The sequence below is a fragment of the Paracoccus sp. T5 genome (assembly GCF_048538155.2).
Classification (GTDB): Bacteria; Pseudomonadota; Alphaproteobacteria; order Rhodobacterales; family Rhodobacteraceae; genus Paracoccus.
In genome coordinates this window covers 1503192-1528133 of record NZ_CM135809.1, presented here as the reverse complement: position 1 = coordinate 1528133, position 24942 = coordinate 1503192, and the positions used below count along the sequence as shown (strand labels likewise).

General features: G+C 67.9%; 26 protein-coding genes. 19 read left to right on the top strand and 7 right to left on the bottom strand.

Annotation, left to right across the window (positions count from 1 at the left end):
- Nucleotides 1–90: 90 nt before the first annotated feature.
- Genes ACNR9W_RS07535 through alr form a run of 3 tightly spaced genes read right to left on the bottom strand, consistent with a single transcriptional unit; the run spans nucleotide 91 to nucleotide 2593 of the window.
- Nucleotides 91–819, bottom strand: coding sequence for an ABC transporter ATP-binding protein (locus ACNR9W_RS07535; protein WP_419268239.1), 729 nt, complete (start codon nucleotides 817–819; stop codon nucleotides 91–93).
- Nucleotides 816–1580: an MlaE family ABC transporter permease gene (locus ACNR9W_RS07530; RefSeq protein WP_419268238.1), complete on the bottom strand. Its 765-nt coding sequence runs from the start codon at nucleotides 1578–1580 to the stop codon at nucleotides 816–818. The genes ACNR9W_RS07535 and ACNR9W_RS07530 overlap by 4 nt, the downstream gene beginning before the upstream one ends.
- On the bottom strand, nucleotides 1577–2593 hold the full coding sequence (gene alr / locus ACNR9W_RS07525) for an alanine racemase (RefSeq protein WP_419268237.1): 1017 nt from the start codon (nucleotides 2591–2593) through the stop codon (nucleotides 1577–1579). The genes ACNR9W_RS07530 and alr overlap by 4 nt, the downstream gene beginning before the upstream one ends.
- 177 nt (nucleotides 2594–2770) lie before the next feature.
- On the opposite strand from alr, the gene ACNR9W_RS07520 reads away from it, so the two are divergent.
- The 8 genes from ACNR9W_RS07520 to ACNR9W_RS07485 all read left to right on the top strand — a co-directional run bounded on the left by ACNR9W_RS07520 (nucleotide 2771) and on the right by ACNR9W_RS07485 (nucleotide 9064).
- Nucleotides 2771–4303, top strand: a complete 1533-nt coding sequence (locus tag ACNR9W_RS07520; protein WP_419268236.1) for an acyl-CoA carboxylase subunit beta — start codon at nucleotides 2771–2773, stop codon at nucleotides 4301–4303.
- A 207-nt stretch (nucleotides 4304–4510) separates the two neighbouring features.
- Nucleotides 4511–4663, top strand: a complete 153-nt coding sequence (locus ACNR9W_RS07515) for a hypothetical protein (protein ID WP_419268235.1) — start codon at nucleotides 4511–4513, stop codon at nucleotides 4661–4663.
- An 87-nt stretch (nucleotides 4664–4750) separates the two neighbouring features.
- Nucleotides 4751–5167, top strand: coding sequence for a hypothetical protein (locus ACNR9W_RS07510; RefSeq protein ID WP_419268234.1), 417 nt, complete (start codon nucleotides 4751–4753; stop codon nucleotides 5165–5167).
- 127 nt (nucleotides 5168–5294) lie between these two features.
- Nucleotides 5295–5537, top strand: coding sequence for a hypothetical protein (locus tag ACNR9W_RS07505; protein WP_419268233.1), 243 nt, complete (start codon nucleotides 5295–5297; stop codon nucleotides 5535–5537).
- A 75-nt stretch (nucleotides 5538–5612) separates the two neighbouring features.
- A complete protein-coding gene (locus ACNR9W_RS07500) occupies nucleotides 5613–5825 on the top strand; it encodes a YMGG-like glycine zipper-containing protein (RefSeq protein ID WP_419268232.1) in 213 nt (70 codons plus the stop codon).
- Nucleotides 5826–5927: 102 nt separating this feature from the next.
- A complete protein-coding gene (locus tag ACNR9W_RS07495) occupies nucleotides 5928–7973 on the top strand; it encodes an acetyl-CoA carboxylase biotin carboxylase subunit (RefSeq protein WP_419268231.1) in 2046 nt (681 codons plus the stop codon).
- Nucleotides 7970–8332, top strand: coding sequence for a hypothetical protein (locus ACNR9W_RS07490; RefSeq protein ID WP_419268230.1), 363 nt, complete (start codon nucleotides 7970–7972; stop codon nucleotides 8330–8332). Before ACNR9W_RS07495 ends, ACNR9W_RS07490 begins: the two co-directional genes overlap by 4 nt.
- A gap of 60 nt (nucleotides 8333–8392) precedes the next feature.
- Nucleotides 8393–9064, top strand: a complete 672-nt coding sequence (locus ACNR9W_RS07485; RefSeq protein WP_419268229.1) for a hypothetical protein — start codon at nucleotides 8393–8395, stop codon at nucleotides 9062–9064.
- On the opposite strand, the gene ACNR9W_RS07480 is transcribed toward ACNR9W_RS07485, so the two are convergent.
- A complete protein-coding gene (locus ACNR9W_RS07480) occupies nucleotides 9030–9227 on the bottom strand; it encodes a hypothetical protein (protein ID WP_419268228.1) in 198 nt (65 codons plus the stop codon). The two genes, ACNR9W_RS07485 and ACNR9W_RS07480, sit on opposite strands and share 35 nt — an antisense overlap.
- A 93-nt stretch (nucleotides 9228–9320) precedes the next feature.
- Nucleotides 9321–9869 (bottom strand): DUF4174 domain-containing protein, encoded by a 549-nt coding sequence (locus ACNR9W_RS07475; RefSeq protein ID WP_419268227.1) that lies wholly within the window; start codon nucleotides 9867–9869, stop codon nucleotides 9321–9323.
- A gap of 57 nt (nucleotides 9870–9926) precedes the next feature.
- Here ACNR9W_RS07475 and scpA point away from each other — a divergent pair, with 57 nt between their 5' ends.
- The 4 genes from scpA (at nucleotide 9927) to ACNR9W_RS07455 (ending at nucleotide 14908) form a co-directional block, all read left to right on the top strand.
- Nucleotides 9927–12059 (top strand): methylmalonyl-CoA mutase, encoded by a 2133-nt coding sequence (scpA, locus tag ACNR9W_RS07470; RefSeq protein WP_419268226.1) that lies wholly within the window; start codon nucleotides 9927–9929, stop codon nucleotides 12057–12059.
- Nucleotides 12060–12186: 127 nt separating this feature from the next.
- The gene (locus ACNR9W_RS07465; protein WP_419268225.1) at nucleotides 12187–13011 is read left to right on the top strand and encodes a glycosyl transferase; all 825 of its coding nucleotides are present in this window, start codon (nucleotides 12187–12189) and stop codon (nucleotides 13009–13011) included.
- Between the two features lie 4 nt (nucleotides 13012–13015).
- Entirely contained in the window at nucleotides 13016–13534 is a 519-nt protein-coding gene (locus ACNR9W_RS07460) for a hypothetical protein (RefSeq protein WP_419268224.1), read from the top strand.
- A gap of 84 nt (nucleotides 13535–13618) precedes the next feature.
- Nucleotides 13619–14908 carry a homoserine dehydrogenase gene (locus ACNR9W_RS07455; protein ID WP_419268223.1) on the top strand — a complete coding sequence of 430 codons (1290 nt, stop codon included), beginning with the start codon at nucleotides 13619–13621 and terminating at the stop codon, nucleotides 14906–14908.
- A 571-nt stretch (nucleotides 14909–15479) separates the two neighbouring features.
- Here ACNR9W_RS07455 and ACNR9W_RS07450 read toward each other — a convergent pair.
- Both ACNR9W_RS07450 and ACNR9W_RS07445 read right to left on the bottom strand, forming a co-directional pair.
- Nucleotides 15480–15638: a hypothetical protein gene (locus tag ACNR9W_RS07450; protein WP_458478707.1), complete on the bottom strand. Its 159-nt coding sequence runs from the start codon at nucleotides 15636–15638 to the stop codon at nucleotides 15480–15482.
- A gap of 52 nt (nucleotides 15639–15690) precedes the next feature.
- The gene (locus ACNR9W_RS07445; RefSeq protein WP_419268221.1) at nucleotides 15691–16893 is read right to left on the bottom strand and encodes a phosphoglycerate kinase; all 1203 of its coding nucleotides are present in this window, start codon (nucleotides 16891–16893) and stop codon (nucleotides 15691–15693) included.
- A gap of 185 nt (nucleotides 16894–17078) precedes the next feature.
- Between ACNR9W_RS07445 and ACNR9W_RS07440 the strand changes: the two genes are divergently transcribed.
- The 7 genes from ACNR9W_RS07440 (at nucleotide 17079) to glmM (ending at nucleotide 24937) form a co-directional block, all read left to right on the top strand.
- Nucleotides 17079–17585, top strand: coding sequence for a peptidylprolyl isomerase (locus tag ACNR9W_RS07440; RefSeq protein WP_419268220.1), 507 nt, complete (start codon nucleotides 17079–17081; stop codon nucleotides 17583–17585).
- On the top strand, nucleotides 17578–18195 hold the full coding sequence (locus ACNR9W_RS07435) for a peptidylprolyl isomerase (protein ID WP_419268219.1): 618 nt from the start codon (nucleotides 17578–17580) through the stop codon (nucleotides 18193–18195). Before ACNR9W_RS07440 ends, ACNR9W_RS07435 begins: the two co-directional genes overlap by 8 nt.
- Before the next feature lie 89 nt (nucleotides 18196–18284).
- Nucleotides 18285–20816: a putative PEP-binding protein gene (locus ACNR9W_RS07430; protein ID WP_419268218.1), complete on the top strand. Its 2532-nt coding sequence runs from the start codon at nucleotides 18285–18287 to the stop codon at nucleotides 20814–20816.
- Nucleotides 20817–21093: 277 nt separating this feature from the next.
- Nucleotides 21094–21744 carry a cell wall hydrolase gene (locus ACNR9W_RS07425; RefSeq protein ID WP_419268217.1) on the top strand — a complete coding sequence of 217 codons (651 nt, stop codon included), beginning with the start codon at nucleotides 21094–21096 and terminating at the stop codon, nucleotides 21742–21744.
- 54 nt (nucleotides 21745–21798) lie between these two features.
- Entirely contained in the window at nucleotides 21799–22590 is a 792-nt protein-coding gene (locus tag ACNR9W_RS07420) for a dihydroneopterin aldolase (protein WP_419268216.1), read from the top strand.
- Nucleotides 22591–22604: 14 nt separating this feature from the next.
- On the top strand, nucleotides 22605–23597 hold the full coding sequence (folP, locus tag ACNR9W_RS07415) for a dihydropteroate synthase (RefSeq protein WP_419268215.1): 993 nt from the start codon (nucleotides 22605–22607) through the stop codon (nucleotides 23595–23597).
- The gene (gene glmM, locus ACNR9W_RS07410; RefSeq protein ID WP_419268214.1) at nucleotides 23594–24937 is read left to right on the top strand and encodes a phosphoglucosamine mutase; all 1344 of its coding nucleotides are present in this window, start codon (nucleotides 23594–23596) and stop codon (nucleotides 24935–24937) included. Before folP ends, glmM begins: the two co-directional genes overlap by 4 nt.
- Nucleotides 24938–24942: the final 5 nt, after the last annotated feature.

Below are 24942 nucleotides of genomic sequence, written 5' to 3'. Positions count from 1 at the left end.
ATTCGCACAAGGCGATGTTGCGAAGGGCGCGGGCAGCTGTGCCCCCGTTTCCGGCAAAACCCTGCGGCGGCGGTAAAAGTTGCATGAAGTTCAGACAAATTGAACCGAACCGTCCGGGTCCCTGCCCAGAAACTGGGCCAGTGCCGGCGCATGCTCCATGGCGGCGACCGGCCCGTCATGCAGGATCCGGCCGCCCTGCAGCAGCGCGACCCGGTCTCCGATGGCACGGACCGAATCCATGTCATGGGTGATGGTGATGGCGGTCGCCCCGGTTTCCGTGACGATGCCGCGGATCAGGGCGTTGATGGCGCGCGCCCGGATCGGGTCGAGGCCGGTCGTGGGTTCGTCGAAGAAGATGACCTGCGGATCGTCGGCGATCGCCCGCGCCAGGCCCACGCGTTTGGCCATGCCGCCCGACAGCTGGGCCGGCATCAGATCGGCGGTCTCGGGGGACAGGCCCACGCGGGACAATTTGTCGATCGCAATGGCGCGCGCCGGCCGGTCGCCCATCCGCTGGCGCAGGCGGAAGGCCACGTTCTGCCAGACCGAAAGGCTGTCAAACAGGGCCGCCCCCTGGAACAGCATCCCGAAGCGCGCCATGAACCGCGCGCGTTCCGCCCCCCGCAGCGGACGGCCCTGCCAGAGGACCTGACCCGCATCGGGCGTCTCCAGCCCCAGAATGCATTTCAGCAGGACCGACTTGCCTGTGCCCGACTGGCCGATCACGCAGAGGCTCTCTCCCTGCGGCACGTCCAGGTCCAGTCCGTCCAGAACCTGCTGTGCACCGAAGGACTTTGACAGGCCACGAACCTGGATCATTCGAAGAACAGGCCCGTTAGCGCGAAGTTCGCGGCCAGGATCCCGACCGCCGCCGCCACGACCGCGCTGGTGGTCGCGCGGCCAACGCCTGCCGCACCGCGACCCGACCGCATCCCGAACCAGCAGCCGGACAGGGCCACGATCAGGCCGAAGACGGCGCCCTTGATCAGGCCCGAGGTCACGTCCCAGACCTCCAGATAGGCCCAGCTGTTGGCGATATAGGTGGCGGAGTTGAAGCCAAGCGACAGGGTGCCGACCAGCCATCCGCCCATGATCCCGATGATGTCGCCCACCGCGACCAGCACCGGCAGCGACAGGATCGCGGCCCACAGGCGCGGCGTAACCAGCCAACGCACCGGATCGGTGGACAGCGTCACCAGCGCGTCGATCTGTTCGGTGACGCGCATGGTGCCGATCTCGGCCGCGATGCTGCTGGCGACGCGCGCGGCCACCATCAGCCCGCCCAGAACCGGCCCCAGTTCGCGCACCATGCCGATGGCGACGATCGCGGGCACCACGTCGCCCGCCTGAAACCGCTGCCCGCCCGAATGGATCTGCAGCGCCAGCGCCGCCCCGGTGAACAGCGCCGTCAGCCCCACGACCGGCAGCGACAGCCAGCCGATCTGGACCAGCTGGCGCAGGATGGCATTGCCGGGGAACGGACTGAGGCCGCCGAGGCCACGGGCGGCAAAGATCGCAACCGCACCCGTGCCGCGCGTCAGGCGCAGCGCCGGGCGTCCGATCGCTCGGATGGGGGTCACAGATAGGTCCGCTGGTAACGCTGGCGGAGGGAGGTCAGGATCTCGTAGCCGATGGTGCCGGCCAGATCCGCCAGCCGGTCGATCGGCTGCTGCGGACAGATCAGGTCCAGCGCGTCCGGCACCTCCGGCAGGTCGGTGACATCCACCGTGATCAGGTCCATCGACACGCGCCCGACGACGGGGCAAGCCGCATCGCCGGCAAACAGCGACACGCCGCTGGAGGACAGGGCCCGCAGGACCCCGTCGGCATAGCCCGCGTCGACCGTGGCGATCCGGCTGTCGCGGCTGGCATGCCAGCTGGCGCCATAGCCGACCATCTCGCCGGCCTTGACGTCGCGGGTCTGGATGACGCGCAGCGACAGGCGCACGACCGGCTGCGCCTGGGCGAAGGGCAAGCCGCCGTAGAGGCCGATGCCCGGCCGCACCAGATCGAAGTGGTAGTCCGGGCCCAGCAGGATGCCCCCCGTCGCGGCCAGCGAACGCGGCACGCCGCATTCGTCGGTCATGGCGCGAAAGGCCGCCAACTGGGCCGCATTGGCCGGGTGGTCGGGTTCGTCCGCGCAGGCCAGATGGGACATGATGAAGGCGGGCCTTGCCGCCAGTGCCTCGTCCCGGATGGCGGCCCATTCGGCGGCCTCCATCCCCAGGCGGTTCATGCCGGTGTCCAGCTGGATGGCAAAGCGCCCCCCCGGCCGCATGGCGCGATCGCGAAAGAACTGGGCCGGGCTGTTCAGGACGGGCGTCAGGCCGGCCAGATCCTCGCCCTCCATATGCCCGGACAGGATGTTGATCTGCGCATCTTCCGGCAGATGCGCCCGCATGGCGCGCCCCTCATGCGCCAGCGCCACGAAGAATTCGCGCACCCCTGCCGCATAAAGCGCCGGAGCCACGCGGGTGGCGCCCAGCCCATAGGCATCGGCCTTGACGACCGCGGCGGCCCGGGCGCCGGGGGCCTTGGCCGCCAGCGCCGCATGATTGGCCAGGACGGCCGGAATATCGATCTGCAATCCCATCCTGTCCGATTGCCCGCGCCCAGGCCGCGCGTCAAGAGGGCCAAAAGCGCCGAGCGGATTTGCAGCTTTTCAGTTTGCGCAGAAGCCGGACAACATGCTTTGCAAATTTTCCCAATTTTCCTTTGCTGCACCTGCATCCCGGTCTACCTTGCCCGGAACAGTTGGAGGGGGCCCGCGATGAAAGACATTCTGCAAGAGCTTGAACGGCGGCGCGGCGAGGCCCGGCTTGGTGGCGGCCAGCGGCGGATCGATGGCCAGCACGCGCGCGGCAAGCTGACCGCCCGCGAACGCATCGACCTGCTGCTGGACGAGGACAGCTTTGAGGAATTCGACATGTTCGTCGCCCATCGCAGCACCGATTTCGGCATGGAGGAGGACCGCCCCTATGGCGACGGCGTCGTGACGGGCTGGGGCACGATCAACGGGCGGATGGTCTATGTCTTCAGCCAGGACTTCACCGTCTTCGGCGGGTCGCTGTCGGAAACCCATGCCCAGAAGATCTGCAAGATCATGGACATGGCCATGCAAAACGGCGCGCCGGTGATCGGGCTGAACGATTCGGGCGGCGCGCGCATCCAGGAGGGCGTGGCCAGCCTTGCGGGCTATGCCGACGTGTTCCAGCGCAACATCATGGCCTCGGGGGTCATCCCGCAGATCAGCGTCATCATGGGCCCCTGCGCGGGCGGCGCGGTCTATTCGCCGGCGATGACGGACTTCATCTTCATGGTGAAGGACACGTCCTACATGTTCGTCACCGGCCCGGACGTCGTGAAGACGGTCACCAACGAGGTCGTGACGGCCGAACAGCTGGGCGGGGCCAGCACGCATACCAGGAAATCATCGGTCGCCGACGGCGCCTTCGAGGATGATGTGGAGGCGCTGTCGGAAATCCGCCGCCTGTTCGACTTTCTGCCGCTGAACAACCGCGAGAAGGCGCCCACGCGGCCCTTCTTCGACGACCCGGCCCGGATCGAGCCCAGCCTGGACACGCTGATCCCCGACAACCCGAACCAGCCCTATGACATGAAGGAGCTGATCGCCAAGGTCGCGGACGAGGGTGATTTCTATGAGGTCCAGAAGGATTTCGCGGGCAACATCATCATCGGCTTCATCCGGATCGAGGGGCAGACGGTGGGCGTGGTGGCAAACCAGCCGATGGTGCTGGCGGGCTGCCTGGACATCGACAGTTCGCGCAAGGCGGCGCGCTTCGTGCGCTTCTGCGATGCGTTCGAGATCCCGATCCTGACGCTGGTGGATGTTCCGGGCTTCCTGCCCGGCACGGGGCAGGAATATGGCGGCGTGATCAAGCACGGGGCCAAGCTGCTGTTTGCCTATGGCGAGGCGACGGTGCCCAAGGTCACGGTGATCACCCGCAAGGCCTATGGCGGGGCCTATGACGTCATGGCGTCGAAGCATCTGCGCGGCGATTTCAACTATGCCTGGCCCACGGCCGAGATCGCCGTCATGGGCGCCAAGGGCGCGGTCGAGATCCTTTACCGCAGCGAACTGGACCAGCCCGACAAGATCGCCAGCCGCACCAAGGATTACGAGGATCGCTTTGCCAACCCTTTCGTCGCCGCCGAAAAGGGCTTCATCGACGAGGTGATCCAGCCCCGCAGCACGCGCAAGCGCGTTGCCCGCGCATTCGCCAGCCTGCGCGGCAAGCGGCTGACGAACCCGTGGAAAAAGCACGACAACATTCCGCTGTGAGTCGCGGGGACAGGGGACGGGGATGCACAAGATCGTGATTGATGCAGCAGCGCCACAGGGCGGGGGCTCTTTGCCTCCGGCCAACGCCTCCGCCTGTCTGCCCTGCCGGGGCGCGGCTATCATCGCGCGCGGACCGGCCCCCAAACAAGCCGGCCGCAATCAGAGCAGCAGGGCGCATCCCCGCCCGCTTCACAGGAGCGAAATTCCATGTCGAAAAAAATCATCCTCGGCCTCGTGCTGGTGTCCGCCTTCGCCGCCTGCCAGCGTCAGCAGCCCGACGTCTTCGTGCCGACCGCACCGGCAGCGCCGATGGTCAACCCCGTCACGACCGAGCCCGTCTATCAGGGCAAGTTCGGCTAAGACCTTCCGTCCGACCATCGCGCACGGGCGGCCAGCCTGCCCGTGCGCAGCAGCAGGCCCCGCGCGCCCCAGCACAGGGGCACTGCCATGCTGAAGCATCGTGGATTTCCCGGGCGTCTGCCCGGCACCGACTTTCAATTCGTCATCCGGCGCGAGAACCGCAAGAAGGGCGCGACGCCCATCACCCGGCGGGAACGTTTTCGCGACCGCAAGCCCGCCGACAAGCGCGCGGACGCCGGCTTTCTGTCCGCGCTGATCGCCAAGTTCGGCGATGAACCCTTTGTTCGCGGCAACCTGGATGCCGGGCGCCTGTCCTGGCTGATCGGCCGCGAGGTCAAGCCGGTGGGGGAATTCGATCCCGCCGATTATGACCAGCTTCTGCAGGTCGACATGGCCTTGGCCGAGGCCTCGTTTCCCGAACTCTTCGTCCAGGACGCCCCGCCGGCCTTTGATTGGGACGACGAGGATGGCTGGGACGATGACGCGGACGCGGACGAAGACTGATGGGCAATCGCGCGCCGAACTCTTTGAAGTCACACGCATGTCAGTTTGACGCGGGGTGCGGCTGTGCGATAACCCGTCAGGACCTACAACCGGCCCCCAACGGGCCCCTCAAGACAGGCAGACCATCATGCAGAAAACCTTTGCACTTCGCCTTGCCGCTCTGGCTCTGGCCACGGCAGGCCTCGCGGCTTGCGAGCCGGGCTATCAGGGCGGCGGCATCTCTCCGGACGCGCAGCGCGCGGCTGGTGGTGCCGTGGCCGGTGCAGTCATCGCCAAGGCGCTTGACGAAGACCTGGCGACCGGTGCGGCCATCGGTGCCGTCGGCGGCGCGCTGTGCGACGACGCGGGCGTCTGCCAGCGTCGCTACTGATCGCTTCGGCCTCATACCAACACATCAGCCAGGAGCGTCCTGCGCTCCTGCCACTCACGTCACGGGATTAATATCATGTCCAAGCTTCTTGCCATCGCCGCCCTGGTCGGCGCAACCGCTGTCGCGGGTTGCACCCAGGGGATCAATCCGACCGACACTGACCGCGCCCTCATCGGTGCCGGCGTCGGCGCAACCATCGCCAGCGTCAGCGGCGAGAACGTCGTCAAGGGCGCGGCCATCGGCGGTGCTGCCGGCGCACTGTGCAACGACGTCCGTCTCTGCCAGTAATCACCTGATCTGCGGCGCGCGACCTGCGCGCCCGGTTCTTCAAGCCGCCCCGGGCCCTGCGCCCAGGGCGGCTTTTTCACGTTCCGTCCTGGGGGGGAGCCCATGTTCAAGAAGATCCTGATCGCCAACCGGGGCGAAATCGCCTGCCGCGTCATCAAGACGGCGCGCAAGATGGGCATCGCCACCGTGGCGGTCTATTCGGATGCCGACCGCAACGCGCTGCATGTGCGGATGGCGGACGAGGCGGTGCATATCGGCCCGTCCCCTGCCAACCAGTCCTATATCGTGATCGACAGGATCATGGACGCGATCCGCCAGACCGGGGCCGAGGCGGTCCATCCCGGCTATGGCTTCCTGTCCGAGAACCGCAGGTTCGCCGAGGCGCTGGAGGCCGAGGGCGTTGTCTTCATCGGCCCGCCCTCGGGCGCGATCGAGGCGATGGGCGACAAGATCACCTCGAAGAAGCTGGCGCAGGAGGCCGGCGTCAGCACCGTTCCGGGCTACATGGGCCTGATCGCCGACGCCGAGGAGGCCGCGCGCATCAGCGACCAGATCGGCTATCCGGTGATGATCAAGGCCAGCGCGGGCGGCGGCGGCAAGGGGATGCGCATCGCCTGGAACGCCGAGGAGGCGCGCGAGGGGTTCGAAAGCTCGAAGAACGAGGCCGCCAACAGCTTTGGCGACGACCGGATCTTCATCGAGAAGTTCGTGACGCAGCCGCGCCACATCGAGATCCAGGTCTTGGCGGACAAGCACGGCAATGCGGTCTATCTGCACGAGCGCGAATGCTCGATCCAGCGGCGCAACCAGAAGGTCATCGAAGAGGCCCCCTCGCCCTTCCTCGACGCCGAGACCCGCCGCGCCATGGGCGAACAGGCCGTGGCCTTGGCCAAGGCCGTCAGTTACACCAGCGCCGGCACCGTCGAATTCATCGTGGACGGGAACCGCAACTTCTATTTCCTGGAGATGAACACCCGCCTTCAGGTGGAACATCCGGTGACCGAGCTGATCACCGGGGTGGACCTGGTCGAGCAGATGATCCGCGTGGCCGCCGGCGAGCCGCTGCCCTTTGCGCAATCGGACCTGAAGATCAACGGATGGGCCATGGAAAGCCGGCTTTACGCCGAGGATCCCTATCGCAACTTCCTGCCGTCGATCGGGCGGCTGACCCGCTATCGCCCGCCCGCAGAAGTCGCGGCCGGTCCCATGGTGGCCGGGGGCAAGTGGCTGGCCCTGGGTACGCCCACGGGTGCGGCCGCCGTGCGCAACGACACCGGCGTCTTCGAGGGCGGCGAGATCAGCATGTTCTATGACCCGATGATCGCCAAGCTGTGCACCTGGGCCCCCTCGCGCGGCGAGGCGATCGAGGCGATGCGCCTGGCGCTGGACGAGTTCGAGGTCGAGGGGATCGGCCACAACCTGCCCTTCCTGGCGGCCGTGATGGACCATCCGAAATTCGTGTCGGGCGACATCACCACCGCCTTCATCGCCGAGGAATATCCCGAGGGCTTCCACGGCGCCCCCTGCGGCGAGGATGAGCTGCGCCGCGTGGCCGCCGCCGCCGCCGCCATGCATCGCGTGGCCGAGATCCGGCGCGCGCGCATCAGCGGCCGGCTGAGCAACCACGAACGCCACGTCGGCGAGAACTGGGTGGTCTTTGTCGGCGGCCGCGAATTCCCCGTGCGGATCGGCGCGGACCGGGACGGCGCCACGGTCCGGATCGACAGCGAGGATCTGCGGGTCGAGGGGGACTGGCTGCCTGGGCAGTCGCTGGCCCGGATGCAGGTGGGGGGCCGTCCGCTGGTGCTGAAGGTGGACAAGATCCCCGCCGGTTTCCGCCTTCGCAGCCGCGGGGCGGACCTGAGGGTGCAGGTGCGCCGCCCGCGCGCCGCCGAACTGGCCCGGCTGATGCCCGAAAAGCTGCCCCCCGACACCTCCAGGTTCCTGCTCTGTCCAATGCCGGGACTGGTGGTCAAGGTGAACGTGGCCGCCGGCGACGAGGTACAGGAAGGACAGGCCCTGGCGACGGTCGAGGCGATGAAGATGGAGAACATCCTGCGCGCCGAACGCCGCGGCACCGTCAAATCGGTGAATGCGGCGCCGGGGGAGAGCCTGAAGGTGGATGACATCATCATGGAGTTCGAATGACCCGCAGCCTGCCCGCCTTTGCAGCCGCGTCGCTGGTGGCCCTGACGGGCGCGGGCGGCTTTGTTCTGCTGGCGGGCGGCACGACCTTCAGTGTCGGCCTGGCGCAGATCCCGCTGGTCTATGTCCTGACGCCGCTGGTGGCGCTGGCGCTGTTCCAGCTGGTCTTCGGCCTGAGTGCGCACCGGTGGCGCGGGTCGCGTTTCTGGATGGTGGCGCTGCCGCTGTCGGCGCTGCTGTGGGGCGGCGGTCTTTACCTGATGCTGGAGGGCTGGCTTGCGCCGCGCGCCGCGCTCTGGGCCGAGGCCGGGGTGCATCTGGCAGCAGAGCTTGCGGCACTGCGCCTGACGGAGCGGTCATGAGGAGCGCGTCTAACCACAGCGAATTTACCTGCCCGGGCACGCGTCGGAAAGGGGCCGGCCGTGCCGCCACTTGACAGTTACCTCAGCCCTCAACTGCAGCAGGCGGTCATCACCGGCCTGTTCGTGGCCATAGGCTGGGTGGTCGTCGCGTCGCAGACCCGCCGTCGCGACGCGGGCCTGCGCCGGGCGCGCGAGGCGGATATCCAGCGCGCCCTGCTGGCCGAAATCCGCGCCCATGTCTTTGCGCTGGAACAGCAAAGCCCCGATCCCGAGGATGCGGCGGCGCTGATCGCGCGCATCCGGTCGGGGGATTTCGTGCCCACCCTGCCCCAGCACGGCAACGACCGCATCTTCACGGCGGTGATCGCCGACATCCACATCCTGCCGGCGCCGGTCATCGACCCTATCGTGCTGTATTATCGGCTGCTGTCGGTGATGGGGGCGCTGGCCACGGACCTGCGGCGCATCGCCCGCAGCGACGGGCGGCGCGCGGCGCAGATGATGGCCGATTACCTGTCGCTGATGGAGGAGACCCGCGACAGCGGCATCCAGGCCATTCGGGTTCTGACCGAAAGCCTGCGCGGCGGGGCGGATGCGGTGGAACGGATGCTGGACGAGGACGAGGCCGCGGCGCTGGCACAGCTGGCACAGCGCCTGCCGGGCGAGATTGCGGAAATGCGCGGCCGGCTGGACGCGATCAGTAGCCGATCTTCGGACCCGAGAGGCCGGTGATGGGGCGCAGACCGATGGCCCGCACGATCTCGTTGGCGCGGCTGATGGCCGCGGGCTTGGGCTTGGCCTCAGGGCGTGGGGCGGTTTCGCTGCGCAAGGGTTTGACCACCCGGGCGGGAACGGCCTGCGGCTTGGCGCCGCGATCTGCGTGCGGAATTGCCATGATCCTCTCCTCCGTCTGGTCAGACACCCTGTCCGACACTGTTCATGATATAGGGAACGCGCCGCAAATCCACAAGTTTCCGCCCTGCAGGCCCTACCGCAGGATGCTGCCCCGGCCGATCTCCTGCCGGCGCAGCGGCAGCCGGTCGATCGCGCGGCCGACCTCGCGGGCGTCCCAGGGCGTGGGGCGGCGGATCTTGACCTGCCCGTCCTTGTCGATCAGCACCAGCGAAAAGCCGCGCGGGCGCAGCTGCTGGCGCCAGACCGTGTTGGCGGAAGGATCGCTGTCGATCACGATCACCACGTCGCGTGCCGCCAGCGCGCGCCCGTCCAGCCACAGCGCCTCGACCTGTTCGACAAAGGCGGGATCACCGGGCGTGTCGGCAAAGACCACCACCGGCCGCGCCGTCCACAGGAACTGCTGCGGCTCGACCTCGGCCGCATTCAGCAGCGGCGGGGCGCCTGCGGCCAGCGGGGACACCACCTCCTGCGGGGCTTCGGGCAGCTGGCTGACCGGCGGCAGACGGGCGGGATTGCGCTGTGGCGTGCTGTCGCGGATGGTTTCGGGATCGGGCGCAGGCGCGTCGCGCCCCGGACCCATTCCGGCCAGTGCCACCGCAAAAATCAGGAATTTCAACTTCATCGGCACCTCGTCATGTCTTGAATATAGGGCAGAACGGGCCGCGGGAAAGGATGGATCATGACAAAACCGACGCTCGAGGAATGGCGCAAGCTAGCCCGGACCGAACTGAAGGGCCGCGAACCCGACAGCCTGACCTGGCAGACGCTGGAGGGAATTCCCGTCAAGCCGCTCTATACCGAGGCCGACACCCAGGGGCTGGACCACCTGGGCGGCCTGCCGGGCATCGCCCCCTATACCCGCGGTCCACGCGCCACCATGTATGCGGGCCGCCCCTGGACGATCCGGCAATATGCGGGATTTTCCACGGCCGAGGAATCGAACGCCTTTTATCGCAAGGCGCTGGCGGCGGGGCAGCAGGGCGTCTCGGTCGCCTTCGACCTGGCGACCCATCGCGGCTATGACAGCGACCATCCGCGGGTGGTCGGCGATGTCGGCAAGGCCGGGGTCGCCATCGACAGCGTCGAGGACATGAAGATCCTGTTCGACGGCATCCCGCTGGACCAGGTCAGCGTCAGCATGACCATGAATGGCGCGGTGATCCCGATCCTGGCCAACTTCATCGTCACCGGCGAGGAACAGGGCCATGACCGCGCGGTGCTGTCCGGGACCATCCAGAACGACATCCTGAAGGAGTTCATGGTCCGCAACACCTATATCTATCCGCCCGAACCCAGCATGCGGATCATCAGCGACATCATCGAATACACGTCGGGCCAGATGCCGCGGTTCAACTCGATCTCGATCTCGGGCTACCACATGCAAGAGGCCGGGGCGAACCTGGTCCAGGAACTGGCCTATACCCTGGCCGACGGCCGCGAATATGTCCGGGCGGCGATCGCGGCAGGCATGGACGTGGATGCCTTTGCCGGGCGGCTGTCGTTCTTCTTCGCCATCGGCATGAACTTCTTCATGGAAATCGCCAAGCTGCGGGCCGCGCGCCTGCTGTGGCATCGCATCATGTCCGAATTCGAACCCAAAAAGCAGTCCAGCCTGATGCTGCGGACGCATTGCCAGACCTCGGGCGTGTCGCTGCAGGAACAGGACCCCTACAACAACGTCATCCGCACCGCCTATGAGGCGATGTCGGCGGCCCTTGGCGGCACGCAGTCGCTGCACACGAACGCGCTGGACGAGGCGATCGCCCTCCCCACCAACTTTAGCGCTCGCATCGCCCGCAATACGCAACTGATCCTGCAGGAGGAAACCGGCATCACCCATGTCGTCGATCCGCTGGCCGGGTCCTATTACATCGAGAGCCTGACGGCGGAACTGGCCGACAAGGCCTGGGCGCTGATCGAGGAGGTCGAGGAACTGGGCGGCATGACCAAGGCCGTGGCCTCCGGCATGCCCAAGCTGCGCATCGAGGAGACGGCGGCACGCCGGCAGGCCCTGATCGACCGGGGCGAGGACGTGATCGTCGGCGTGAACAAGTACCGCAAGGACCGCGAGGACCCGATCGACATCCTGGACATCGACAACGTGAAGGTTCGCGACAGCCAGATCGCGCGGCTGGAGCGTATCCGTGCCAGCCGCGACCAGGGGGCGGTCGATGCCGCCCTGGCCGAGCTTGGCCGCCGCGCCCGGATGGGCGGCAACCTGCTGGAGGCGGCGGTCGAGGCCGCGCGCGCCCGCGCAACCGTCGGAGAAATCAGCATGGCCATGGAAGACGAGTTCGGGCGCCACCGGGCCGAGGTGCGCACCCTGGCAGGCGTCTATGGCGCCGCCTATGAAGGCGACGAGGGCTTTGCCCAGATCCAGCGCGACGTCGAGGCCTTTGCCGAGGAAGAGGGTCGCCGCCCGCGCATGCTGGTCGTCAAGATGGGCCAGGACGGCCATGACCGGGGCGCCAAGGTCATCGCCACGGCCTTTGCCGATATCGGCTTCGACGTGGATGTGGGCCCGCTGTTCCAGACCCCCGAGGAAGCCGCCCAGGATGCCATAGACAACGACGTCCATGTGGTGGGCATCAGTTCGCAGGCAGCCGGCCACAAGACCCTGGCACCCAAGCTGATCGAGGCGCTGCAGGCCCGCGGCGCCGGCGAGATCCTGGTGATCTGCGGCGGCGTCATTCCGCAGCAGGACTATGATTTCCTGAAGGCCGCGGGCGTCAAGGCGATCTTCGGCCCCGGCACGAACATCCCTTCGGCCGCCGCCGACATCCTGCGCCTGATCCGCGAGACGCGCCCCTGATTGCGTCCCGCGGCGGCCGGGGGCTTTGCGCCCCCGGACCCCCGCGGAGTCCTTGGGCAACGAAGAAGAGGCGTTGTCTTGGCGGCCCCGCTGTGAAACCCTCTCCACCGGACAGCACGAGGCAGGCATGAGCGACGGGCGCAACGGATCGGTCAAGCAGATCATCTGCATCAAGTGGGGCACCAAGTTCGGGCCGGAATACGTGAACCGCCTGCACGCCATGATCGCGCGCAACATCACGCCGCCCTTCCGGCTGTTCTGCTTTACCGACGACGGCCAGGGGCTGCATCCAGACGTGGCCGTGCGGCCGCTGCCCGATTTTGCCTACGAGGCCCCGGTGAACACACGCGGCAAGTGGCCCAAATCGCGGCTGTGGGGCGATCTGGGGGATGTCACGGGGGTAGTGCTGTTCCTGGACCTTGATGTCATCGTGACGGGCGATCTGGACGCGTTTTTCGCGCATGGTGATCCCGACGACACGATCCTGGGACTGAACCCCAACACGCCCTTCGAGAAGATGGGCCAGACCTCGGTCTATCGGATGCGCGTGGGCAAGCTGGCGCCGTTGCAGCAGATCTTTGCGGCCGACCCGCAGAGTGCGGCGGACAAGTACCGCTACGAGCAGCGCTTCGTGACCCGGAACGCGCCCGGCGGCGTCAAGTTCTGGCCCAAGGGATGGCTGGCGCATTTCCGCTTTCACTGCGTGCCGGTCTTTCCGCTGAACTATGTGATGGCCCCGCGCATCCCCAAGGGCACCCGGATCGTCATGTTCCCCGGCAGCCTGAACCCGCCCGACGCGATCCTGGGCCGGTGGGACGAGGCCGACCAGGCGCGGCCGCCGCTGGCACATCTGCGCGCCACCTGGACAGGGGACCGGCGCGAAAGCGCGTGGAAGCATCTGCGCCACTACGTCCGGCCCACGCCCTGGGTCCAAAAGCTGTGGCGCGAATAGCCCGGTGCCCCTGCCCCGCGCCCCCGACCGCCTGCCCGAGGACATGGCCGCGGCCATCGGCCATGCCGTCGCCGCCTTCGGCTTTCTGGAAGAGGCGCTGAAGCGCGCGATCTTTTCCCTGACCCGCCAGGATCTGGGCGACGAGGTGCACGATACCGCGCTGCAGGCATGGCTGCGGCGGATGGAGGATATCGCCGACGACACGCTCGGGACGCTGATCGACGCGTTCCTGGCGGCCGCGCCTGCGGGCCCGGCACGCTCTGTCCTGGCCCGGGACCTGCCGCCGCTGCGCCTGTCGCGCAACCTGCTCTGCCACGCGTCCTGGCGGCCCGGCGACCGGGCGGGCATGTGGCACCCGACCTTCATCAATACCCGCGGCGAACGCTATCCCGACGACCTGGGGCCGGCAGAGGTTCTGGCCGTGCGTGACCGGACGCTGGAGGCGGCGCGGCGCGTGGTCGCCATGATGCGCGCCACCGGCATCGAGGGCCGGTGGGCTGGCCAGGATGACACGGGCGCCTGACTGTTCGGTGCCCGCGCCCTTTCGCGCGTTGCAAGCCGACCTCTGCCGCGCTAACACCCGCGAAATCAAGGATGAGAGGAACCCATGTCGTCCCCCCTCCGCCTCGGCATCGCCGGGCTTGGCACCGTCGGGATCGGTGTCGTCAAGATCGTCCAGAAACATGCGGACCTGCTGTCCCGCCGTTCAGGGCGCGCCGTCACAATCACCGCCGTCAGCGCCCGCGACCGGATGAAGAACCGTGACGCCGACCTGTCTGCCTATCGCTGGGAAACCGACCCGATGGCCGTCGCCACGGCCGATGACGTGGATGTCTATGTCGAACTGGTCGGTGGCGACACGGGGGTCGCGCGCGACAGCATCGAAGCCGCCCTGCGTTCGGGCAAAGACGTGGTGACCGCCAACAAGGCGTTGCTAGCGCTGCATGGCCAGCAACTGGCGCAACTGGCCGAGAGCCTGGGCCGGGTGATCCGGTTCGAGGCGGCCGTGGCGGGTGGCATCCCGGTGATCAAGTCGATGACCGAAAGCATGGCCGGCAACCGCATCACCCGCGTCATGGGCGTGATGAACGGCACCTGCAACTATATCCTGACACGGATGGAAAGCGCGGGCCTGCCCTATGACGCCGTCTTCGAGGAGGCGCGGCAGCTGGGGTATCTGGAGGCCGACCCGACCCTGGACGTGGGCGGCATTGACGCGGGCCACAAGCTGGCGATCCTGTCCGCGATCGCCTTCGGCACGCAGGTGTCCTTCGACGCGGTCGAGATCGAGGGGATCGAACGGGTCAGCATCGACGACATCCGTCGCGCCGCCGACATGGGGTATCGCATCAAGCTGCTGGGCGTGGCGCAGATGACGGCACGCGGCCTGGAACAGCGCATGTCGCCCTGCCTGGTGCCGGCCGACAGCCCGCTGGGCCAGTTGGTCGGCGGCACCAACATGGTGGTGATCGAGGGCGACAGCGTGGGCCAGATCGTCCTGCGCGGCGCCGGTGCGGGCGAAGGCCCCACCGCCAGCGCGGTCCTGTCCGACATCGTCGAGATTGCCCGGGACGTGCGGCTGCCGGTCTTCGGCCAGCCTGCCGATACGCTGATGGCCGCGCAGCCCGCGCGCACGGCGGTTCCCGCGGCCTACTACATCCGGCTGGAGCTTCAGGACAAGCCGGGGGCGCTGGCCAAGGTGGCCACGGTCCTGGGCGATGCTGGGATCTCGATCGACCGGATGCGTCAATACGGCCAGCACAGCCCGGCCAGCGTTCCGGTTCTGGTGGTGACGCACAAGACCACGCCCGAAGCCATCGACTTCGCCATCGAGGCGCTGCCCCGGACCGGCGTCCTGGTCAGCGATCCGGTCGAGCTGCGGATCGAGGAAGTGTAAGCGCACCGTCGGGTCGTCCGGTTGGCGCCGCCCGCGCTCCGATGTCATTCGCGGGCGAGCCTCCCGCTGCCAGTCGGCTTAACGGGTGACGACGTTGTTCGTTACCCGTCTGCCTGGACCGATACATGGGGACCCGGTCCCGCCTGATTGTAGGGCGGCCTCACCCGTTCATAAAGTCTTAAGTATTTGGGTTCTGCCTCATGTGAACCTGTTGGATTAGGCGCAAGTTCGTCACAAGTTTTAACGATGGAACGCGCCCCATGCATACTCATTATCTGTCGCTGTTTGGAATTTCCCCGGCCAGTCCCGCGGTCAGGCTGGGGGCAGATCACCGGCCCATCTTCCAGAGGCCGGTGGCGGGCGGCCCCGCAGGAGAAGCGGGACCCCCTCCTGCCGTTGTCGCAGACAGGGCGGCGGACGAATGGCAGCGGATGACGGCCAGCTATGCTCAGGCGGCAGCTCAGGGCGGCACGGGTCCTGTGGCAGCCGCCTCTGCTGTCCCCGGCCCGGCAGAGGCTAATCTCCGACCACAGGCTCTGGATGGTGCAGCTTCACCGACGTCGATGGATGTTCAGCCTGCGGCGCCCGAACCGGAGGCCAGCGCACAGGCGCCAGCCACTGATGCGACCGCCAGCACGGCCTCTTCTGCATCCACAGCACCGGGGACGACGGCGGGCACCGGTTCCGGCACCAGCGACACCGCCTCAAGCCGCAAGATCCTGGGCATCATCCGATACTGAGCCGTCGGGCCGGCCGCCTGCACGGGCGGCCGGCTCTGCGCCTCAGCGGCGCGACGCCTCGAGGGCTGCGACGCCGGGCAGCACCTTGCCTTCCATCCATTCAAGGAACGCCCCGCCAGCGGTCGAGATGAAGGTAAAGTCCTGGGCCGCGCCCGCCTTGTTCAGCGCCGCGACCGTGTCGCCGCCCCCGGCGACGGAAACAAGCGTCCCCTGCCGCGTCAGTTCGGCCGCGGCGTTTGCGGCGGCGTTGGTGGCCGCATCGAAGGGCTCGATCTCGAAGGCGCCAAGCGGGCCGTTCCAGATCAGCGTCTTGCAGGCGGACATGGCCTCGCGCAGCGCGGCGACGGTGCTGGGGCCCGCATCCAGGATCATGGCATCCGCCGGGCATTCGGCAACCGGCAGCACCTCGGACGCCGCGCCCGCCTTGAATTCGCGCGCGACGACGATGTCGACAGGCAGGTGGATCTTGCAGCCGGTCTGGCCCGCCTTTTCCAGGATCGCGCGCGCCGTGTCGGCCATGTCGCGTTCGGCCAGCGACTTGCCGACCTCGACCCCTTGCGCCACCAGGAAGGTGTTGGCCATGCCGCCGCCGATGACCAAGTGATCCACCTTGTCGATCAGGTTCGTCAGCAGCTCCAGCTTGGTCGAAACCTTGGCCCCGCCCACGACCGCCATGACGGGGCGCTTGGGATCGCCCAATGCCGCGTTCAGCGCCTTCAGCTCGGCCTCCATCAGCCGGCCGGCGCCCGCGTTCAGCAGCCGCGCCAGCCCCTCGGTCGATGCATGGGCCCGATGCGCGGCCGAAAAGGCGTCGTTCACATAGGCGCTGCCCAGTGCCGCCAGCGAGGCCGCGAAGGTCGCATCGTTCGTTTCCTCTCCGGCATGAAAGCGGGTGTTCTCCATCAGGGCCACCTGCCCCGGCTTCAGCGCCGCGACGACCCGCTTGGCCGCGCCGCCGATGCAGTCGTCGGCAAAGACCACCGGCTGGCCCAGGGCAGCCTCCAGCGCCGGGACGATCTGCTTCAGGCTCATGGAATCCACGCGCTGACCCTTGGGGCGGTCGAAATGCGCCAGCAGCACGGGAATGCCCCCCTTGGCCTGGATGTCCTTCACGGTCGGCACGATCTTCTCGATCCGGGTGGCGTCGGTGACCTGGCCGTTCTCGACCGGCACGTTGACATCGACCCGGGTCAGCACGACCTTTCCCTGAAGATCCATGTCGTCGATGGTATTGAACTTGGCCATGTCGCGTCCTTTTCGGGCTGTGGGGCGTCGCCGAGGCTTGTCCCGCATGGTAGGGGCCCCGTCAACTCTGGCGATGGTCTGACATGTGCGTGATCCCGCCAAGGCCCGTTCATAACGGTTTCGCGCGTTGCCCTTTGCCCTTCGATTACCTAGATCAGGGGTCGAACCTGGCAAAGGAGGGCCGCATGGCCGAGATCAAGGACCCGGAAAACACCATCATCGTCGAGCTGAAGGACGGCCGCGTCGTCATCGAGCTGCTGACGGATGTCGCACCCAAGCATGCCGAGCGGATGAAGGAACTGGCCCGCGCCGGTGCCTATGACAACGTGGCCTTCCACCGCGTCATCGACGGCTTCATGGCGCAGACGGGCGACGTGGCCCATGCCAACATGGAAAAGGACTACAACCCGGGCCGCGCCGGCACGGGCGGATCGGACAAGCCGGACCTGCCGGCCGAGTTCTCCAAGCTGCCGCATGACCGTGGCACCCTGGGCGCGGCGCGGTCGCAGAACCCGAACAGCGCCAACAGCCAGTTCTTCATTAACTTCAAGGACAACCATTTCCTGAACGGTCAGTACACGGTCTATGGCCGCGTGATCGAGGGGATGGAGCATGTCGACAAAATCCAGCGCGGCGAGCCGCCCGTGAATCCCGACCGCATGATCAGCGTCAAGGTGGCCGCCGATGCGTAATCTGGCCCTGATCCCCGCCTTCATCGCGCTTGGCACCGGCGCAGCCTTTGCCCAGGCCGCCAATCCGCAGATCGAGGACACCGACGGCCCGAACATGGTGATCGAGGTCGCCGATACCGAGGGCAAGTCCAAGGGCACCATCGTCCTGGACCTGCGCGAGGACCTGGCCCCGAACCACGTCGCCCGCCTGGTCGAGCTGACCGAACAGGGCGCCTATGACGGCGTCGTGTTCCACCGCGTGATCGACGGCTTCATGGCCCAGACCGGCGATGTCGCCAACGGCAAGCAGGGTGGCGACACGTCGATGGCCGGCATGGGCGGCTCGGACCTGCCCGACCTGGAGGCCGAGTTCAGCGACGCGACCTTTGATCGCGGCACCGTCGGCATGGCCCGCGCGATGAGCCCGAACAGCGCCAACAGCCAGTTCTTCATCGACCTGGCGCCGGCGCCGTTCTTGGACGGCGAATACACCGTCGTGGGCCAGCTGATCGAGGGCTGGGACGTCCTGGACAACATCAAGAAGGGCGATGCCTCGGCCAATGGGTCGGTGGAAACGCCCGACTACATGCTGAGCGTCACGATCGCCGGCACCGAGGAAGAGGGTGCCTGAGGCATCTTCCTGACGACTGGCGGAAAGGGGGCTTCGGCCCCCTTTTTCGCACTTGCGGCACGGCGCCCGCGCGGCCATTCTACCGGCTCATGAACATGCAGGACATCAGCGAGGCAGCCGAGATCACGCCCTCCGGGCGGATCGACCGCGCGCGCCACGGATGGCGGGCCAAATGCCTGCAGCGGCTGGTGCGCATGTCGCTGCCGGTGCCCCGCAGTTTCGCCATTTCCGCCGACACGGTGCGCATGATCGCCCAGGGCCGCCCCGTGCGCCCCGAGGCGCTGCGCGAGGTCTTTGCCGGCAGCGGATTGGTCAGTGTTCGTCCGTCGGCGGTGATGCCCGAATGGGGCGGGCCTGGCACGGTGCTGAATGTCGGGATCAACGATGCCCTGCACGGGCAGTTGGCCGGGCAGATCGGGCAGGAAAACGCCGACGCGGTCTATCTTGCCTTTGTCCAGAGCTATGCCATCCACATCGCCCGCCTGGATCCCGACATGTTCGCGCAGGACGGCGAAGGGGCGCTGAGCGAGGCCCTGCGCCGCTATCGTGACGAGATGGAGGAGCCCTTTCCCCAGGACCCGACCGTCCAGCTGTCCGAGGTGCTGCGGTCGATGGCGCGAGCCTGGGACGGGCCGACCGCCCGGCTGCTGCGCCAGGCCAAGGGTGCCCCCGCGGATGCCCCCTTGGGCCTGGTCGTGCAGGAAATGGCGCTGGCCCTCGGGCCCGGGCTCTGCGGATCGGGGACGATCCAGTTCATCGACCCGCTGACCGGCGCCCCCCGCGTGACCGGCCGCTTTCGCGGCCAGCACCACGGAGAGGCGGTCGGATCGGGCGCCGAGACGCTGTTCCTGACCCGCGACGAGCGCGGCCCGGCGCTGGAGGATACCGCGCCCGAGATATTCGCCGACCTGGTCCGCTTCGGCATCGCCGCGCGCGAGCGGCTGCGCGAGGAGATGCAGATCGAGTTCGTGGTGACCGGCGGGCAGATCTCGGTCATCGACGCGGTGCGGGTGGCACGCAGTTCGCGCGCCAGCGTGCGCATCGCCGTCAGCCTGGCCCGCGACGGCATCATCCCGCACGAGGAGGCGCTGATGCGGGTCGAGCCGCGCGCCCTGGCCGACCTTCTGCACCACCAGGTCGATCCCTTGGCGCCCCGCGACGTGATCGCGCGCGGCATCGATGCCAGCCCGGGCGCCGCCACCGGCCGCATCGTCTTTTCCGCTGCGGCCGCGCAGGCGGCGCAGGCCCGGGATGAACCCTGCGTGCTGGTGCGCCGCGAGACCGCGCCCGAGGATGTGCGGGGCATGCATGCATCGGTCGCCGTGCTGACGGAACGGGGCGGGACCACAAGCCATGCAGCGGTGATTGCCCGAGGTCTGGGCCTGCCCTGCATCGTGGGCGCCAGCGGCCTCAGCATCGATGCCCGCGCCCGCACCCTGCGCGCCGGCGACCGGGTCCTGAACGAGGGCGACGAGATCACCATCGACGGCAGCTCGGGCGAGGTTCTGGCGGGGGCGGCCGTGCTGCTGCCGCCGGCACTGGACGACGCCTTCACGCAGCTGATGGACTGGGCCTCGGCCGCCGGGGGGCTGGCCGTGCGCGCCAATGCCGACACGCCCGAGGATGCCCTGACCGCCCGCCGTTTCCAGGCCCGGGGGATCGGCCTCTGCCGGACCGAGCACATGTTCTTCGACGCCGAGCGCCTGCCAGCCATGCGCGAGATGATCTTTGCCGACAGCCCCGAAGACCGGCGCCTGTCGCTGGAGCGCATCCTGCCGATGCAGCGACAGGACTTTACCAGCCTGTTCGAGATCATGGCGGGCCTGCCGGTCACCATCCGCCTGTTCGATCCGCCGCTGCACGAATTCCTGCCCCATGACCGCGAGGGGCTGCGCGAGCTGGCGGAGTCGCTGGACCTGCCCCTGTCGGACGTCACCCGGCGGGTCGAGGCCCTGACCGAGTTCAACCCGATGCTGGGCATGCGGGGCGTCCGCCTGGGGATCACCGTCCCCGAGATCTATGACATGCAGGCCCGCGCCATCTTCGAGGCGACGGTCGAGGCCAGCCGCAAGGGCGACCCGGTCGTGCCCGAGATCATGATCCCGCTGGTCAGCGCCATGCGCGAGGTCGAGCTGGTCAAGACCCGCATCGACGCCGTCGCAGCGGCCGTACGCAACGAACGGCGCAGCGACTTCACCTATCGCCTTGGCGTGATGGTTGAAACGCCCCGCGCGGCGCTGCGGGCGGGCGATATTGCGGCGCATTCGGCCTTCCTGTCCTTTGGCACGAACGACCTGACGCAGATGACCTATGGCCTGTCCCGCGATGACGCGGGCCGCTTCATGGGAACCTATGTGGGCCAGGCGGTCTATGCCGAGGATCCCTTCCATGTCCTGGATCAGGAAGGGGTCGGCGAGCTGATCCTGACCGGCGTCCAACGCGCCCGGCGGCAAAAGCCCGGCATTACGATCAGCGTCTGCGGCGAGCATGGCGGCAATCCCGAATCCATCGCCTTCTGCCATGATGCCGGCTTGGATTATGTCTCCTGCTCTCCGTTCCGCGTCCCGGTGGCGCGGCTTGCCGCGGCGCAATCGGCGATTCGGACCCGGCTGGCGGACTGACGCGAGCCAGCTTTCAATCAGCAGTTGCTCAAACCCCGCATGGCTTGGCCGGCGAACATCCGCCACTGCGCCGGATCATGCCGGAATGCCCCGGAAGCGGCGGCGGTTTCTTGCGCAATTCGCTGATTTTTCGGCCTCACAGGGATCTCACGGGCAAGTGGGGTAGCGCGAGGCCGCGCGCAAAATCTAACCAATCGGCAGAGCTGCGGCAGGGCGGTCTGCTCCCGCCCCTGTCGCGTTAACGCCCCTTCAACGGGTGACCTTTATAGGACTGTCCATGCCCAAGCTGCCTCACCGGCTGGCGCACGCCTGTCTTTGTGCCGCCACTGCCATGCCCCTCATGACCTCGATCGCCGCTGCCGGGGGCAGTGGTTCGCTGTTTACCTCCAATGCCGGCTTGTTCGGCACCCTGACGGCGGCGGCGAACGCGCCGCGTCCGACGCCGCTTCTATACATGGATGCCGAACCTGTGAAGGTGGAACTTTCACCTGACGAACCCGTCGCGCAACTGCATCTGGCCAGCACCAACACCCGGTATTCGCAGCAGGATCTGGACTGCCTTTCCGAGGCGCTCTATCACGAGGCGCGCGGCGAAGGGGTCCAGGGCCAGCATGCCGTGGCCGAGGTGATCCTGAACCGTGTCGACAGCCGGGCCTTTCCCAAGACCGTCTGCGGCGTGATCAACCAGCCCAGCCAGTTCAGCTACACGATCGGCGGCGCCAAGCCAATCCGGAACAAGGCGGCCTATCTGCGGGCCAAGGCCATCGCGCAGGATGCCCTGTCGGGTGCGCCCCGCCAGCTGACCGGAGGCGCCACCTATTTCCACACGCCCGCCGTGCGCCCCTCCTGGTCGCACCGGTTCCAGCGGACCGTCCAGATCGGCCGCCATATCTTCTACCGCACCAACCAGCGCGTCGCGTCCAACTGAGGGCGGCGGCGCAGGGGGCTTGCCGTGGGCGCCGTTTTCCTGTGAATGGCGGATATGGAACAACCTGACCGTATATTTCTGCGCGACCACGTCCTTTCGGTCGAGATCGGCGCCTTTCAGTCCGAACGCGGCACCAAGCAGCGACTGCGCTTCAACGTGACGGTCGATCTGCGGGAGGGCGTCTCGGGCGCCCAGGATCACGTGGACGAGGTCCTGTCATACGACGTCCTGACGCAGGCCGTGGACGTGGCCCTGGCCGACCAGCGCTATAACCTGGTCGAGACGCTGGCCGAAAAGATCGCGGCCGAGGTTCTGGTTCATCCACGCGCGGCCCGGGTCGATGTCACCGTCGAAAAGCTGGATCGCGGTCCGGGTGCCCTGGGGGTCTCGATCAGCCGCCATCGTGGCCGGGTCGAGGCGACAGGCGTGCAGGCACCTGTCGCAATTCAGGTTCATGCCGCCGGCAGCGTCGCGCCGAAAGGCGCGGTCATCCTGGTCCCGAAGGCGCCCGATCTGCCCCTGCCCGTCGGGGGCGACGCGCGCCGCATCAAGCTGCTGGCGCTGGACCAGGCAGCTTGGGCGCTAGCCGGGCAGTTGGGCCTCGAGATCGCCGAAACGCGAACCGAACTGGAAGCCGCGGCCCAGATGCGCCAGCCCGTCGTATGGGCCCCTGCCCGTCTGGCAGCCGACGCGCCCGAGGCCGGCGAGACGCCGCAGTCGTTGGGCTTCTGGCTGGCCAGCCGGTTCGGGGCGCGACGGATCGATTTCGTTCTGGCGCCCGATGCGGCCCTGCCGGTGGCCCCCGCCGGATCGGACCTGGTCGTCGGCCGCCTCGTGCCCGCCTGACCCTGTCCGCCCCGATGTCGCGCGACCGCCTCTATTTCCGTCCGATCCCCCAGGCCCACGGCGGCCGCTGGCGCCTGGCCGGCGGCTGGACCGGCTTCAGCCAGTTCGAGCGGCTGCAGCGCGGCCACGAGCCGGTGATCGTCGACAGCGCACCCCAGGACCTGATCCACGCCCTGACCCGGCCGCGCGCCGATCTTTTGGGACTGACGCTGGACCGGCCGCGCCTGATGGGCATCGTGAACGCCACCCCCGACAGCTTTTCGGACGGCGGCAGCTATGATCCCGCCGCGCAGGCCAAGGCGTTGGTGGCGGCAGGGGCCGACGTCCTGGACATCGGCGGGGAATCGACCCGCCCCGGCGCCGCCGAGGTGCGCGCGGCGGAGGAGACCGCTCGCATCCTGCCCGTCATCACGGCAGGCGCCAAGGCCGCTCCGGTGTCGGTCGATACCCGCAAGGCGGCGGTGGCACATGCGGCCCTGCAGGCGGGCGCCGGGATGGTCAACGATGTCTCGGGCTTTGACTTCGATCCCGACCTGCCGGGCGTGGTGGTGCGGGCCAGTGTGCCGGTCTGCCTGATGCATGCGCAGGGCCTGCCTGACAGCATGCAGGACGATCCGCGCTATGACGATGTGCTGCTGGACGTCTATGATGCCCTGGAGGCGCGCATCGCGCGCGCGGTCGCGGCCGGTATTCCGGCTGACCGCATCGTGATCGACCCTGGGATAGGTTTCGGCAAGACCGAGGCGCATAACCTGGCCATCCTGCGGCGCATCTCGCTTTATCACGGGTTAGGCTGCGCGATCCTGCTGGGCGTGTCGCGCAAGCGTTTCATCGGCAGGATCGGCGGCGCGGACCTGCCGGCGGACCGGGTCGCAGGCACCCTGGCGCTGACGGTCGCTGCAGTCGGCCAGGGGATCCAGATCCACCGCGTCCATGATGTCGCGGAACATGCACAGGGCCTGCGCCTGATCGCCGCCCTCAACGAAGACGGAAAGACGGGGACATGACCAGGAAGCTATTCGGCACCGACGGCGTGCGCGGGCGCGCCAACAGCCATCCCATGACGGCCGAGATGGCGCTGCGTCTTGGCGCGGCGGCTGGCCGCTATTTCCGCCGCGACGGGCGCAACCGGCATCGCGTGGTGATCGGCAAGGACACCCGCCTGTCCGGATACATGCTGGAAAACGCTCTGACGGCGGGGCTGACCAGCACGGGCATGAACGTCCTGCTGCTGGGCCCGGTGCCGACGCCCGCCGTGGGGTTCCTGACGCGGTCGATGCGTGCCGATCTGGGCATCATGATTTCGGCCAGCCACAACCCGGCCGAGGACAACGGCATCAAGTTCTTTGGCCCCGACGGCTTCAAGCTGTCCGACGAGGCCGAAGCCGAGATCGAGGCCATCGTCGCGGGCGAGATCGAGCCCGCGCAGCCCCAGAACATCGGCCGCGCACGCCGGGTGGATGACGGGCGCGGGCGTTACATGGAATATGCCAAGACCACCCTGCCCGCCGGGCTGCGGCTGGACGGGCTGAAGGTCGTCTTGGACTGCGCCCATGGCGCGGCCTATCGCGCCGCCCCGGACGTGCTGTGGGAACTGGGCGCCGACGTGATCCCCCTGGGGGTCAAGCCGGACGGGTCGAACATCAATGACGGCGTCGGCAGCACCCATCCCGAAGCCTGCGTCGCGGCCGTGCGCGAACACGGCGCCCATCTGGGCATCAGCCTGGACGGCGACGCTGACCGCGTGGTGATCGTGGACCAGACCGGCCGCGTGGCCGATGGCGACCAGATCATGGCGCTGCTGGCCGCGCGGTGGGCCGCGCAGGGCCGGCTGTCGGGCGGTGCGCTTGTCGCCACCGTCATGTCGAACCTGGGGCTGGAGCATTTCCTCTCCGGTCGCGGCCTGCGGCTGGAGCGGACCCAGGTCGGCGACCGCTATGTCGTGGAGCGGATGCGCGAGGGCGGGTTCAACCTGGGCGGCGAACAGTCCGGCCATATCGTGATGACCGACTATGCCACCACCGGCGACGGGCTGGTGGCCGCGATGCAGGTCCTGGGCGCCATGGCCGAAACCGGCACCCCCGCCAGCGAACTGGTCACGCAGTTCGAGCCGGTGCCGCAGATGCTGAAGAACGTCCGCTATGCGACGGGTGCCGATCCCCTGGCGGCAGAAGCCGTGCGCCGCATTATCGCCGAGGCCGAGCAGCGGCTGGCCGGAAACGGCCGCGTCCTGATCCGCAAATCGGGAACCGAGCCGTTGATCCGCGTCATGGCCGAGGCCGAGGACGAGACCGTGCTGCGCGAGGTGGTCGATGGCATCGTCGATGCGGTGGCCGCGGCCGGCTGATCCGG